The organism is Pseudomonas sp. GW822-FHT02E03, from assembly GCF_058802325.1.
Window position 1 is genome coordinate 16,682 of record NZ_JBXAOA010000014.1, and the last position, 13,959, is coordinate 30,640.

14 protein-coding genes are annotated in these 13,959 nt (G+C 60.9%); 13 read left to right on the plus strand and 1 reads right to left on the minus strand.

Annotated features, from left to right (window positions below; all coding sequences use genetic code 11):
• The first annotated feature begins 6 nt into the window (after window positions 1-6).
• From AC1RQB_RS12890 to AC1RQB_RS12950, 13 genes are all read left to right on the plus strand, one after another.
• Window positions 7-1,062 carry a glycosyltransferase family 4 protein gene (locus AC1RQB_RS12890; protein ID WP_404943047.1) on the plus strand — a complete coding sequence of 352 codons (1,056 nt, stop codon included), beginning with the start codon at window positions 7-9 and terminating at the stop codon, window positions 1,060-1,062.
• Window positions 1,059-2,423, plus strand: coding sequence for an O-antigen ligase family protein (locus tag AC1RQB_RS12895; protein ID WP_207267274.1), 1,365 nt, complete (start codon window positions 1,059-1,061; stop codon window positions 2,421-2,423). The genes AC1RQB_RS12890 and AC1RQB_RS12895 overlap by 4 nt, the downstream gene beginning before the upstream one ends.
• Window positions 2,424-2,428: 5 nt before the next feature.
• Entirely contained in the window at window positions 2,429-3,397 is a 969-nt protein-coding gene (locus AC1RQB_RS12900) for a glycosyltransferase family 2 protein (RefSeq protein ID WP_063340445.1), read from the plus strand.
• Window positions 3,390-4,526, plus strand: coding sequence for a glycosyltransferase (locus tag AC1RQB_RS12905; RefSeq protein WP_063340323.1), 1,137 nt, complete (start codon window positions 3,390-3,392; stop codon window positions 4,524-4,526). The genes AC1RQB_RS12900 and AC1RQB_RS12905 overlap by 8 nt, the downstream gene beginning before the upstream one ends.
• 12 nt (window positions 4,527-4,538) lie before the next feature.
• On the plus strand, window positions 4,539-5,540 hold the full coding sequence (locus AC1RQB_RS12910; RefSeq protein WP_063340324.1) for a polysaccharide deacetylase family protein: 1,002 nt from the start codon (window positions 4,539-4,541) through the stop codon (window positions 5,538-5,540).
• The gene (locus AC1RQB_RS12915; RefSeq protein ID WP_063340325.1) at window positions 5,537-6,841 is read left to right on the plus strand and encodes a lipopolysaccharide biosynthesis protein; all 1,305 of its coding nucleotides are present in this window, start codon (window positions 5,537-5,539) and stop codon (window positions 6,839-6,841) included. The genes AC1RQB_RS12910 and AC1RQB_RS12915 overlap by 4 nt, the downstream gene beginning before the upstream one ends.
• Complete coding sequence (locus AC1RQB_RS12920) at window positions 6,838-8,757, plus strand: hypothetical protein (RefSeq protein ID WP_063340326.1); 1,920 nt, start codon at window positions 6,838-6,840, stop codon at window positions 8,755-8,757. Before AC1RQB_RS12915 ends, AC1RQB_RS12920 begins: the two co-directional genes overlap by 4 nt.
• Window positions 8,758-8,849: 92 nt before the next feature.
• Entirely contained in the window at window positions 8,850-9,539 is a 690-nt protein-coding gene (locus tag AC1RQB_RS12925) for a GNAT family N-acetyltransferase (protein ID WP_063340446.1), read from the plus strand.
• 4 nt (window positions 9,540-9,543) lie between these two features.
• Entirely contained in the window at window positions 9,544-10,758 is a 1,215-nt protein-coding gene (locus AC1RQB_RS12930; protein WP_063340327.1) for a GNAT family N-acetyltransferase, read from the plus strand.
• Window positions 10,730-11,542: a ChbG/HpnK family deacetylase gene (locus tag AC1RQB_RS12935; protein WP_008073336.1), complete on the plus strand. Its 813-nt coding sequence runs from the start codon at window positions 10,730-10,732 to the stop codon at window positions 11,540-11,542. The genes AC1RQB_RS12930 and AC1RQB_RS12935 overlap by 29 nt, the downstream gene beginning before the upstream one ends.
• 57 nt (window positions 11,543-11,599) lie before the next feature.
• Window positions 11,600-12,289, plus strand: a complete 690-nt coding sequence (locus tag AC1RQB_RS12940; protein WP_008073337.1) for a hypothetical protein — start codon at window positions 11,600-11,602, stop codon at window positions 12,287-12,289.
• Between the two features lie 152 nt (window positions 12,290-12,441).
• Window positions 12,442-12,735 carry a type II toxin-antitoxin system RelE/ParE family toxin gene (locus AC1RQB_RS12945; RefSeq protein ID WP_063340328.1) on the plus strand — a complete coding sequence of 98 codons (294 nt, stop codon included), beginning with the start codon at window positions 12,442-12,444 and terminating at the stop codon, window positions 12,733-12,735.
• A gap of 2 nt (window positions 12,736-12,737) precedes the next feature.
• On the plus strand, window positions 12,738-13,046 hold the full coding sequence (locus tag AC1RQB_RS12950; protein WP_063340329.1) for an addiction module antidote protein: 309 nt from the start codon (window positions 12,738-12,740) through the stop codon (window positions 13,044-13,046).
• Here AC1RQB_RS12950 and AC1RQB_RS12955 read toward each other — a convergent pair.
• Complete coding sequence (locus tag AC1RQB_RS12955) at window positions 13,035-13,874, minus strand: class I SAM-dependent methyltransferase (RefSeq protein WP_063340330.1); 840 nt, start codon at window positions 13,872-13,874, stop codon at window positions 13,035-13,037. The genes AC1RQB_RS12950 and AC1RQB_RS12955 overlap by 12 nt on opposite strands.
• Window positions 13,875-13,959 lie beyond the last annotated feature (85 nt).

Here is a 13,959-nt window from a genome sequence, read left to right on the forward strand (position 1 = left end):
CCGATCATGCATTTGATCAGCAGCGGCGGCTTCTATGGGGCTGAGCGGATGCTGCTGGATCATTGCCTGGCGACGCCGGGGCGGCACCAAGTGCTGTTTCTCGATGCGCCACCAGCGCTGATCGCGCGATTTCGTGGGGCTGGGGTCGACTGCCGCAGCTTCACGGGCTTGAGGGAATTGCTGCGTCATTTACGTCAGCGGCGGGCTGAACAGCCGCTGATCAACACGCACAATTTCAAGGGTCTGTTATTTGGCTGGGTGGCCGCCACGTTGTTGGACTTGCCGTTGGTGATTACCCAACACGGTTTCACCCCGCGCAGTCGCAAGCAACGCGTTTATGGCTGGCTGAGTTTGCAATTGTGTCGCACGGCGTCGGTGCACCGCGTGGTTTGCGTGGCCGAAAGCATCGCCGTGCTGCACCGCAAGGCCTGTGTCCGGACGGAGAAACTGCAAGTGATTCCCAATGGTCTGCCAAAGGCCAGCGGCCTGCTACCTCACACTGCCACACACCCGCGCTGGCTCGCGGGTTACGTCGGTCGGCTGAGCAATGAAAAAGGCCCGGACCTGTTTCTCGATGCCTTGATTCCGCTCTGTCAGCAACACCCGCAACTGGACGCCGTGATGCTCGGCGACGGCCCGGAACAGAAAACCTTGCTGGCGCGGATTGCCGCTGCCGGCTTGCACAAACGCATCACCTTGCCGGGTTATCAAACCGACATGAACCGGTGGTGGCAGCAACTCGATGCGCTGGTGATCAGTTCGCGTACCGAGGGCACGCCGATGATTTTGCTGGAGGCCATGCAGGCCGGAGTGCCGGTGGTGGCGTTCAGCGTCGGCGGGATTCCCGATGTGCTGGAGGATCGGCACAACGGCCTGCTGGCGACACCCACCGACACCACCGCTCTCGCCCGGCAGATCGATATGCTGCTGAATGAGCCGGCCCTGGCTCGCGAATTGATCGACAACGCAAGACGTACGCAATTGGACCGTTACGACCTGAAGGCCTTGGCCGAACGCTGGTCGCAGCTTTATATCCGTACTGCACGGGAGGCACGCGCGTGATCTTTCCGCTCTCGATCGTCAGTCTGCTCGCCCTGGTCTGCCTTGGTTTGCTGGCCAGCCCTTATCCGTATCTGGCGCCAGGCGCAGTACTGGGCCTGGTGGCTGTCGCGGTGCTGTACCGAAAACCCGCCTGGGGTTTGTTGGGCATCGCAGCGCTGGTGCCGTTCGAAGGTTTCTTCAAGGGCAGCGCGCTATCGGGCACCAAATTCATCGGTGCGTCACTGGCGCTGATCGTGATGTTGCAACTGGCTATCCACCAGATTCCGTCCGAGCGCCTGCGCAGCAACATCTGGCGCCTCCTGATCTGGTTCATGGTGTTGTACCTGTTGAGCATGATCAATACCGATAACCTGGACATGTCCCAGAGCCATCTGCGGGACCTGAGCGTCGGCCTGGTGCTGTTTGTGATCACCTTGCTGATCGGCCGTGAGTTGAACCTCGATATGTTCGCCCGGCTGGTGACCCTCAGCGTCAGCGCGACCAGCGCGCTGGCCATGTTCTCCACCAAGTATCAGGACCAGGGCCGCGCTGCAGGACTGCTGGAAGACCCGAACTCGTTTGCCCTGCTGATTGCCTTCGCTGTGCCATTGGCGCTGCTGCTGGTGATCCGCGGCCCGAACCTGCTGCACCGTTTGTTCTGGGGCGGCTGCTGCATTTTGCTGCTGGGCGGCATGACCAAGACCGATTCCCGTTCCGGGCTGGTGGTGCTTTTTCTCAGCTTGATGATCGGCGCCTGGCACTACCGCGCGCAGTTGCCACGCATCCGTCCGCGCCACTTGGGTTTTGCCATGCTTGGCCTTGCGATCGTGATCCCGCTGGCCATTTATTCAATGCCGGCCGGTTACATCGCGCGCATCCAGTCCTTGAGCATCTTGAAAGCCGGGGCCAAGAGCCAGGACGAATCCCTGGGCCGTCGCGCGTCGTACATCCTGGTCGGCAGCCAGATCATCCAAGAGCACCCGTTACTCGGTTCCGGCCCCGGCACCTTCCCGCTGCACTACGCCACCACCGGTTACGCCAAAGTGTTTTCCGCCAACCGCAAGCCCGGCGACCTGTACCGCCGCGCGCACAATACTTACCTGGAAATCTTCAGCGAAGTGGGGATTCCCGCCGGCCTGTTGTTCGTCGGCATGCTGGGCCTGGGGATGTACAACCTGGTCCGCGCCCGTCACGCCTGGATGCTGCGACGAAATTGGGAACAGGCCGACCTGATCACGCACCTGAGCATGAGCTATGTGTCGTTGCTGCTGTTTTTGATGTTCCTCAGCGCACCGAATCACAAATACCTGTGGATCATGCTCGCGCTGACGTTCGTGTTGCGCCTCAAGGCTGAAGAACGTCCGCCGACGGAGGCCGCATGAGCCGCATGAGCCGCATCAGCCTCGTCATCCCGATGTACAACGAAGCCCGACACATCGGCCGTACGTTGCTCGCCGCGAAAAAAGCCGTCGAGGCTGCCAGGCTGGAATGCGAGTTGATTGTGGTCGATAACGGCTCCGACGATCAGGGACCGCACATCGCTCGCCAGCTCGGTGCGCAGGTGCTGGTGCTGCCCGGCTTGCTGATCGGCGCCCTGCGCAATCGCGGGGCGGCGGTGGCGACAGGTGAATGGCTGGGCTTTATCGATGCCGATATCGAGATGCCCGGGGACTGGCTGACGCTCTTGTTCAAACTGGAGTCCGGCGGTCAGGCCGATGTGCTTGCCCTGGACTTGCACACTCCTGTCGAGGCGCCGTGGTTTGCCACGGCCTGGCAGCGCCGCATGGCCCGCCCGACCACTCACGCCTTGCACCCGGTGCAATGGCTGCCTAGCGCCAACCTGCTGATGCGCCGCACCTGGTTCGATAAGGTCAGCGGCTTCGACGAAACCCTGCGCACCGGCGAAGACAAGGCGTTCACCTTGCGCCTGAGTAAAGCCGGTGCACGATTGCTCGCGGTCAATCAAAGCGTCGCCTTGCATTGGGGTTACGAAGGCAGTTGGCGCGAATGGATGGGCAAGGAGTTGTGGCGCCAGGGCAGTCACCTGCAACTGCTGCGCACCCAGGGGATGAGCCTGCGCTTGCTGCGATTCCCGGCCTTTTCAATGGGCGTCTGGGCACTGGATTTCATCGCTCTGTCTGCCCTGCTCAATGGTTTTCCCAAAGCGGCGTTGTTCATCGTATTCATCACCAGCCTGCCAGCGCTGGTGCTGAGCCTGCGCCAAAGCCTGAAACACCATGACATAGGCCTGATGCTGCAACTGTGGGGGCTGCACTGGGTGCGCCTGCACCTGGCCGGTGCCGCGCTCATTTTGAGCCTGTGTCACTGGAATGCCAGGAGGCCGGCCCGTGGCTGAGTTCATTTTCTGGCTGTGCCTGCTATTGCCGGTGTATGCCTGGCTGGGCTACCCGCTGATGCTGACGCTGATTGCGCCGTTGTTCCGCGCACGGCGTCATGCGCCAGCCCCACCGATGAACGTGAGCATCATCATCGCCGCGCACAACGAGGCCCGGCATATCGAAGAGAAATTACGCATCCTGCTCGCCCAGGATTATCAGGCGCGCTCGCTACACATCATTTTGGCCAGCGACGGCTCCACCGACGACACCGTGGCCTGCGCCCACAAGGTCATTGACCCGCGCATCAGCGTGCTCGACCTGCCTCGTCAGGGTAAGGCAGCCACCTTGAATGCCGGCGTGGCCCTGAGCACGGGCGAGATTCTGGTGTTCACCGATGCCGACAACCAATGGTCGACCGACACCCTCGGCCAGTTGCTCGCGCCCCTGGCCGATCCACAGGTCGGGGCCTGTGCCGGGCACATGCTGATCCCGGTGCCGGGCAAGGGCCTGAGCCTGGGCGACAGCCTTTATCGGCATTACGAAGGCTGGTTGCGCAAGGTGGAAAATCGCACCGGTTGCATGGTCTCCGCCGACGGCGCCCTGCTCGCCCTGCGCCGCGAGTTGTTCCAGTACGTGCCGGCGGAGGTCAACGATGACTTCTTTATCAGTACCTGCGCACCGGTGGCGTTCAAACGCATCGTCTATGTGCCCCAGGCACAAGTGAGCGACCAGGGCGTCGACGAAATCGCCAAGCAATGGCGCCGCCGCCAGCGCGTCACCGTCGGCGGTCTGCAAAGCCTGGCCCAGCGCCGGGAGCTGCTGAACCCTTGGCGGTATGGCCTGTATGCGATTGCACTGATCAGCCACAAGCTGATTCGACGCTTGGCACCGATCCTGTTGGTGCCGTTGCTGTTGAGCAATGTCTGGCTGTGGAATGTTCATGGCTTCTATCGCCTGAGCCTGATCGCGCAACTGCTCGGTTACGCGATGGCCATCGTCGGCCTGCTGGATGTGCAACACCATTTACCCAAACCCTTTCGCCTCGCCGCGTTTGTTCTGGTGACCCTTGCCGGGATGAGTATCGGTCTGTGGCAGTTCTTGCGCGGCCAGCGGTACGCGCAATGGAACCCCGAGCAAAATCGTTGAAAGGACCGCGCCATGGCGATCAAACAATTATTAAAACGCACCAGCGGCTGGCTTTATCTCAACTCGCCCGTAGGCCGTCACCAATTGCACGGTGCCGGGGTGATCCTGATGCTGCATCGGGTGCTGGCCAATGACCGCGCCGCCGACCTGCCCCATCGCAATGAACTGTGCGTCGGGCCGAAGGCATTCGAACATCTGCTCGCCTGGTTGAAAAAAAACTTCGACTGCGTGCCACTGATGGAGATCTTGCAACCGGGCACCATCAGAACCGGACGACCAAAAATCGCGCTGACCTTCGACGACGGCTGGCGCGACAACGCGCTGAATGCCTTCCCGTTGCTGAAAAAGTATCAGGTGCCGGCGAGCATTTTTCTCTCCACCGATTTCATCGGCAGCCGACAACGCTTCTGGTGGGAAAGCCTAGGAGAAACCCTGTGGCACAGCCACGGTGAAAAAGCCCGGACGCATTTGATTGGATGCCTGCAACAGATCGGGCGACCGTTACCGGTGCTGCTCGATGATCTGGATGTGCAGCGCCGTAGCCTGGCGCTTTTGCACTTTCTGCACAGCCTGAAAAACCTGCCATCGGGCGAACTGGATCGGCTCAGCGATCAATGCCCTGAAGAGTCGTTGCCCCAGGCCCTGGACTGGCATCAGGTACGCGCGCTGGAAGCCAGCGGGTTGATCCGCTTCGGTCCCCATGGCGCCAGTCACGCGATTCTCACCGGCCTGGACGATCAACGTCTGGATGAGGAACTGAGCCGCAGCCGCAATGCCCTGCTCAACGGTTGCAACCGACCGCTGCCGGTCTACTGCTACCCCAATGGCGACCATGATGCGCGGGTGCGCGAACACGTGGCGGACCACGACTTCCCGTTTGCCCTGGGCACCGACATCGGGATTTATCGTGGTATCAGCGATCCATTGGCCTTGCCGCGAATCGGCATCAGCCATCGCACGGCGCGCAATCCGGAGTTGCTGTCCTGGCGCATCTATCGCGGAGCCAGGCCATGAGTCGCAGTCATTACCTCAAACACCTGGCCCTGAGCATGGGCACCAAACTGGCGATGATCGGCCTGAGGCTGCTGCGCAATGTATTACTGGCGCGGATTCTGGGGCCCAGCGAGCGCGGTCTGTTTGCGTTGCTCAGTACCCTGCCCGACTTGATCAGCGCCGCCACCAGCGGCGGGCTGAATTCGGCGGTGGGGTATCAGGCGGCCAAGCAACGGCCCATGGGATTGTTGTTGAGCCAGGTGCTGGTGTTCGGTTGCCTGCTGGCGGGTTTGCTGACGTTGCTGGTGGTGGCGCTGGTGCGCGAGTTCGGTGGTGAACTCGACATCACCACGCAACTGGGATTGCTCGCCTGGCTGTTGCTGCTGGCGGTGCCGCTGACCGTGCTCAAGAGCGGCCTGCTGACCTTGCACAATGCGTCGGGCGGTGTGGTGGCGTTCAATGCCTTGCGGCTGGTGGAATCCCTGGCGCCACTGCTGTTGTTTCTGGCCTTGTTCTGGATGTGGAAAGACGCAGCCCTGGAAGCGGCGCTGATCAGTTGGCTGGCCGGCCTCAGCCTGGTGGTGCTGGCCGGGTGGTTCTGGCTCAAGCGCGCTCAGCCCTTGAAGTTGCAGTGGGACCGTGCCAGCCAGAATGAACTGCTGCGCTACAGCGCTCGCAGCCATCCGGACCTGTTGTTCCAGCAAGTGATTCTGCGCTCCGATTACCTGTTCATCGGCGCCCTGCTCGGCAGCACCGCGTTGGGGCATTACGCCATGGCCAGCGCCGCCGCCGAGTTGCTGCTGATCGTCCCGGAAGCGGTGACCACGCCGCTGATGAAACGCCTGCTGCAACAGGACGAAGGCATGGATCGCCTGACGCCGTTGGCCCTACGCCTGACCGCCACGGTGATGCTCGGCGCCTGCCTGACCATGGCGGTGATCGGTGAATGGCTGATCGTCACGCTGTTCGGCATTGCCTATCAGCCAGCCTACCCGGCGTTGCTGGCGCTGCTGCCGGGGCTGCTCGGCCTTTGCTATGCGAGCATCTTGCGCCTGGACTTGCTGGGCAAAAATCGCCCCGGCACCATTTCGCTGTTGATGGGCCTCGGCGCGTTGCTGAACCTGGCCCTGAACCTGTTGCTGATCCCGATTTACGGCATCGTCGGCGCCGCGACGGCATCGTCCATCGCCTACCTGGCGGTCACCCTCGCGCTGCTGGTGATGTATTGCCGGTTGAGTGGCGTACCGGTCTGGCAAACCCTGATCATCCTGCCCAGCGATGTGGCTCCGATGCTTCAGATGCTGCAACGGAAATCGGCATGAAACGCCTGATGCTGCTGTTGAGCCTGGGCCTGGGTTTGAGCGCCCAGGCGGCACCCATGCGCTGGGCTGATATTCGCGACGGCAGCCTGTACCTGCAAACGGATCGCCCCGACACGCTGACTATTCGTTGGGTTCCGGCGTGGCAGGCCGATGCCAACGAAGAACGCCTGTACCTGCTCGACGGCAACGGCAACCTCAAGGGCGAGCGCCTGATCGCCGCCAGTGAAACCCGAGGCAAGCAGAGTTGGCCACTGGCGCCCAGTGCCGCCAGTTATCGACTGGAAATTCCGGGCTACAGTTTCCGCCGCTACACGATCGAACACGATGAACGCACGGTAGCGCTGTTCGCCCCGGCCAAGGTGCATTTCAGTGCCGAAACCCGCGGCGGCGATGAGCTGTATTTCAAGGTCGCACCCGGGGAACACGCCGTACTGGCCGGCAAGTTTCACGGAGGGATCAACGCCCTGCAGGCCCAGCGCGTGGGCGACAACAAACAGTTGTCCCTGGCGCTGAAACCCTATCGCGCCTATTGGCAGTTCGATCAGGTGGCATTGCCCGTCACTCAGGACGAACAGGTCTGGCGCCTGCGCCTTCAAGGCAGCGGCAAGGTCGCGTTCTGGCTCGATGGCACGGCGAATCTGTTTGCCCAGAAACCGCAGCAGCTCAAACCGCTGCGCGAGGACGATGGCCAGACCCGCTTGACCCTGCACAAAGAGATGCTCGGCCCCACTCCGAACCTGGGCATTTATTTGCCCTACGTGCTGCCCCCTCAATCCAGTTTCGCAGCGCTCGACGCCCTCAAGCCCCAGGCGGGCACCTACTACAGTTTCGTTGACGTCACCGCGCAAAATCCACACCACGAAGATGCGTTCCGCCAGCTCTATCAGAACCGCTTCGGCATCACCCAGGACCTCACGCTGTTGGCCGGCAGCCAGCGTCAGGCCGATCTGCGGGCCGACACCCAAAGCAACGCCGGCCTCGACGCCTGGCTCGCCGCCACTCGCGCCCTCGGCGGCACCGGTACGCACTACATCGCGTTCGCCGACGAGCCGAACCTCAACTACTCGAGCTACGCCGACTACCAGTCGATTTTCAACAGCATGGCCCGGCAGGTACGCAGCGATCCGGCCAACGCCAAGGCGGGTGTGCGCATCGCCATGCCCGCCACTTCACGCTTCGTCAACGGCCCGTTCGCCGACAACGCCGCCGACAAGCGCGGTATCGATTGGGCACGGCGCCTATTGGCCGAATCCGGTGAGCAGATCGACGCCCTCGCCTGGCACGAATGGATGATTCGCGACCTGCTGGCCACTCGGGTCTACCGCGACAGCGTGCGCCGTGCCGCCGAGCTGGTGGGCCTCGATGCCAAGGGCCGGCCACGCAAGGCCTTGCTGCTGGATCAGACCAACCTGTCCAGCGGTTCAAGCCTGAGCCCCTACGATCAGGAAACCCATTTCGCTTCGCTGTGGTGGACCTCGGTGGTCATCAACTCGGCGCAGGATGGGTTGCTGGACATGCTCAACTGGTTCCAGGCCGCCGACGAACCGACCTACCCCAAAGGCATGGTGCGGGTGCTGGGCGGCGATCGTTTCGAACTCAAACCGGTGGGCCTGGCCCAGCAATTCATCCAGCAGCACTGGCTGAAAAACGTCATGCGCCTGGACAACGACGCTTTCGAAGTCGATGTGTTGGCCATGGCCACCGAGCGCCAGCGCAGCCTGTTAGGGGTCAATAAAGGGGTGCGCTTGCAGCGTGTCGATCTGGGCGGGGCGACGTGCCCGTTGGCCAAGGGAGCGCTGGTGTACTTCGGTGCCGACAACCGCAGTCGCAGCGCTCAGTTCACCTGTCACGACGGTCGCGTCAGCTTCGACCTGCCGGGCGAAACCCTGTTCGCCTTGAGCTGGAGCGCCTCATGAACGCCGCCAACTTGCATCACCACGACCGTGCCGCTCTCGACCGCGCGTTTCACCACGCCAGCGGCGACCGGTCTCTGTCAGGAGGCAATGATATGAATGCCTTGGGAAAACTTCGCCAACACATCAAACGAAAAGGCCTGCGTGCAACGGTCCAGCTCCTTTGGAGGCGCTACATGTTCGTTCACTGGGAGCTTCTGTGGATGAAGCGTGACCTGGTCAGCCCGGTACCGCCCCACCAGCTCAAGCCTTACCCACCGCTGCAAGTGAAGACCATCACGGTGCACAACACCGCAGCCTTTGCCCGTCACTTTGGCGACCGGGTCAACATCATGGAAGAACTGGCCACCGAGGGTTACACCGGGCACATGTATCTGGATGGCAAAGGCGACGCGGTGGCCTTCATCTGGGGCAGCACCCGGGAGTATCACGACCGCCATTTCTATGGCTGCAAGTTCCCGGTAAAAAAAGGCGAATTCTTCGAATTCGGCGGCGAACTGGCTCGCGCGTATTGGGGCACCACGCTCTCGGTGGACCTGCAACTGCGACTCTGGAAAGCCATGCAGGCCCAAGGCTGCCACACGGTCGTGGATGTCTGCGACGCCCACAATATACCGGCGCTGAAACTGCACATTCGCATGGGCTATCAAGAGCAAGGACGCATCCAGCACGTCTATCGATTATTCGGTCGCTGGCGTTTCTTGCGTGAAGCCCGTTACAGCGACTCACGCCTGGATGCTCTACGAAAACCGTCCCGTTCACCTGTTCCTGAGTCGGTGGCGTGAAAATATGATGGCTCGATTCGAATGGCGCACCTCGCTGTGCGCCCTGGACTTTCCGGCAGCTGCTTATGAGGGGTTACGCAGGCGCGTGACGGAACATACGCCGTTCAACACCCTCGCCTGGCTGTGCGCATCGGAACAGGCACTGACCGCCGGGGAACGCTTGCACGTTCTGCTGGGCTGGCAAGGTGATGAATTGGCCTTGTGCCTGCCGCTGGTGGCGTCCGTGGAGCGCTATGGAAGGCTGCCATTTCGGGTCTTGCGTCACCTCGGTTATCCCCTCACCGATCGCCTGGCCCTGCTCACCTGCCTCGATGCCGACAGCATGCGCAAGGCGCTGGTGATCATCCGCCGTCACTTGCCCCATGCGATGCTGCAACTCAATGAATTGTCCGAACCCATCGGCGAAGAAAGCGCGCTGACCGCATGGATGGCCCACAGCTCGACCGGCGAGCGTCGCCTCAGTTGCCGGGTGCCGGTGCATTTGATCAGCGATATCGACCGCCAGGAAGTCTCCGGCGACCCGCGCTACAAACTGCGCCGGGCGCGTAAACGCATATTGGCTTATGGTGCCCAGGTCCGACGCGTAACCCCTGATGCGGCCACTATCGGGCCGTTATTGCAGGCCCTCAGCGAAGTCGAAGTGCAGAGCTGGAAAGGTGTCGAAGGCCTGGGGATTTTCACCAGCAACCGTAGCCGACAATGGATCAACCTGGCCTTCACCGCCCTCGCCGAACAGGGACTGCTGCGGGTGGTGCTGCTGGAAGTGGACGGGCGCTGCATCAGCTACCGGCTCGGCTTGCTGGAAGAGGGCCGGCTGTACGACTACAACCTGGCGTTCCTGCCCAAATACGCCGACCTGGGCAGCGGTCGTGTGCTGCTCGAAGAGTGGATTCGCTGGGGTCTGGACGACAACTGGCACTGGATCGACGCTTCGCGGGTCAGCCTGATGAACTCCAGCCATCAACTCCAGGAGCGCATGACCGGGCAACTGGAGCACTGGCGCTGGAGCTTCTACTCCTGGCGCCCCAGCGGCCTCGCTCTGGGGTTGGCCATGCGACTCTGGCATCAATTCAAGCCGTGGTTGAAAAAGTGGCGGGCCTGGCGGGCATCAGTTGCTCCTGCATCCCCTGCGACACCCACTCGTATCGACAAAGGCCCTGCGCCCACCGAAAAAAACAGGGAGGGCAAACATGCCTCGCCAAGTCATAGTCAACGCTGACGACTTCGGCCTCAGCCCGAGCGAAAACGCGGTGATCCTCGGTGCCTTCCAGGCCGGGGTCATCAGCTCCGCCACCGCCATGGCCAATATGCCGGCGTTCGAGGAAGCCTGCGTCCTGGCCCGGCAGCCGTTGCTGCAGGGACGAATCGGCTTGCACTTCAACCTCACCTATGGCCGGCCGTTGAGCCCCTCGATTCTCGCGCGTTCGACGTTCTGCGACAGCCAGGGCATGTTCGATCTCGACCTGCCCCGCCACAGCCTCTGGCTCAACCGCCTGGATCGCGAAGCGGTGCTGGAGGAACTCCAGGCTCAATGGCAACGTTGCCTGGATAACGGCCTTCTCCCAAGCCACATCGATTCCCATCAGCACGTGCACAACATCTGGCCCATCGGCGAAATCGTCGCGCGCTTTGCCGCCTACCAAGGGGTGCCCGTGCGACTGGCGCGCCATCTGGGAAATAACCTGAGTGTGCGCAAGCGGGTGTTCAAGACATTGCTCAATCATCGATTGAACCGCCTCGCCGGAGCGACCGCCCAGTACGTATGCACCCCGGTAGACCTGCGCAACGTGGCGATGCCGATCGACGGCCTGCTGGAAATCGTCGTCCACCCGACCCATATCGGCGCCGATTTTGGCGATATCTATTTAAACCCCGGAGAGTCTCTGGCTCACATCCTGGAGCTGCGTCTTCCGGGCATTCCGAGAGTGTCCTATGCCGTTGTGCCAAGGACGCTCAAAGACGAACAGCAGTACCCGATTGAGCTACGCCCGTTGCAACCTTGATTTATCGCTATCGAAAACGTTACCCACCACACCCTGGCTTCAGCCTCGGAGGACTTCATGAGCGCCATCGACAAGCTTCGCGAACGTATCAAACAAAAAGGCCTGCTCCACACGCTCCAGACGCTCTGGAAGCGCTATGTGTACTTCCACCGAGAACTGTTGTGGCTGGGGCGCGATCTGGTCACCCCGGTGGCGCCGCACAAACTACGGCCCTATACGGGTTTGAAGCGGGTGACGATTACCCGGGAGAACGCCATCGCTTTCACCAAGTATTACGGTAACCGCGTCAAGGCCATGGCCCAGATCGCCTCCGAAGGTCACACCGGGCACATGTATGTGGACGAGGCAGGTGATGCCATCGGATTCATCTGGGGCAGCCTCAGTGACTACTTTGACCAGCATTATTATGGCTGCTGGTTCCGGGTCAAACCCGGTGAGTTTTTCCAGTTCGGCGGTGAAATGATCCCTCTCTACTTCGGCTCCAGCCTGTCGGTGGACGCCCAGTACAATATCTGGGGTGCGATGCGGGACCAAGGTTGCGACAAGGTCATGGACGTCTGCGATGTCCGCAACATCCAGGCCATGAAAATGCACCTGCGCATGGACTACCAGGAACAGGGGCGAATCACCCACGTCTACGACCTGTTCGGCCGCTTTCGCTTCTTCCGCGAAACCTACTACAGCGGCTCGCGCCTGACTTCGTTGCGCAAACCGGAACAGCAGGCAGTGACTGCGGCGCAGGCGTGATTTTGGCTGGTGGGAGTTCGTTGCTTGATTTGCCGCCATCGCGAGTTTTCCTGCGATGGCGTCATTTTGCCTACACAATTTAGGGAATAACGCACACTAAACCAGAGAATGAACTGACTGCTCGTCTGTATTCATATGGATACATTCGAGCAATGAATTATCTTATTCAACAAACCACAATCTTCGTGACATGGCATGCCTCGATACGCGACTTGCGGGCCAAGGTTGCGATCGCTCGTCGCATTGACCGTGCCTCTGCGGGTAATCTAGGCGATATCAAGCCGGTGGGTGATGGTGTCTCCGAAATGCGCGTGGACGTCGGTGCAGGCTATCGGGTCTACTTCACCATAAGAAATGGCGTAGTCATCGTATTGCTGGCCGGTGGTGACAAGTCCTCGCAAAACACCGATATCCGGCGGGCGAAAAAATTGGCAAGGGAGGTTTAAACATGGGCCAGACTTTGACTACTTTCGACATGGCGGCACTGCTCGACAGTGACGAAGCCATCAGCGAGTACCTCTCTCAGGTACTGGCAGACGGCGACAACGAAGAATTTCTTCGTGCTATTGGCTACGTGGTAAAGGCCCGTGGCATGACACAAATTGCCAAAGATTCCGGAATGGGCCGCGAAAGCCTGTACAAAGCCTTCGCGCCAGGCGCGAAACCACGTTTTGATACGGTTCTAAAGGTCATTCATGCCCTTGGCATTGATCTCTGCGCACAACCGGGACATGCGGCAAATCACTCAACTCTCTGAGAGTGTCCTTGTCACTATGTTGTTCGCCTTCACCGCCACCAACGTGTAACACAACGGCAACTGCGCCTTTTGCTGCTGATACAGATCGTAAAGTTCTTCGCGGTTGGAGTGCGGGTATTCCTTGAAGTGGCCGATCTGCAACCCCGCCTCAACGGCACCGGTGAAGATGGCGCCCAGGGTGTGGACGAACCAGTAGGATGCTGAGGCGGGCTGTTCGACTTTGCCTTCGTAGACGATCGGCTGGTTCTGGACGAAAGGTTCGCTGCGAAAATACGAGCTGTCCGGGCGATAGGGATCGGCTGACTCGGGGTCGAACATTTCCAGGAACGGGTGGGTTTCGTACACCACCAGGCTGCCGCCGGGCTTGAGGGTTTGCGCGGCATGGCGCAAGAATTCGGCGATGTCGGGCATCCAGTTCAAGACGCCGATGGTGATCAGCGCCACGTCGAAGCGCTGGTGAAGATCAGTCGGCAGGTGATGGATGTCCGCCTCGATGAATTCGGGCTCATGGGGCGAACGGGATGCCAGCTCCCAGGCCTGATCGAGAAAGGCCTCCGATTGGTCAATGCCCACGACACGGCGGGCTCCCAGCGCAAACAGCGAAAGACTTTCGCGTCCGTTGTTGCAGCCCAATTGCACCACCTCCTTGCCGGCGACGCCGACCTGTTGAAGCAACCCGCTGAGGGTGTCATCCAGGCAGGAGAAATCGCTATGGCTCACGGCACTCAAACAGGCCTGCCACTCAGGGGTATCTTTGTGGTGTTGGGCGGAGTCATTCCACGCATCGCGATTGCTGGCGATGGCTTTTTCTTTTGTCGGCATTTCCATTGCACGCTCCAGAATTCGGGCCTTTGATTGGCCGGCAAGAGTCTGGATCAGTGTCAGCAAAACTACCATTCGAGCTTTGTTGCAA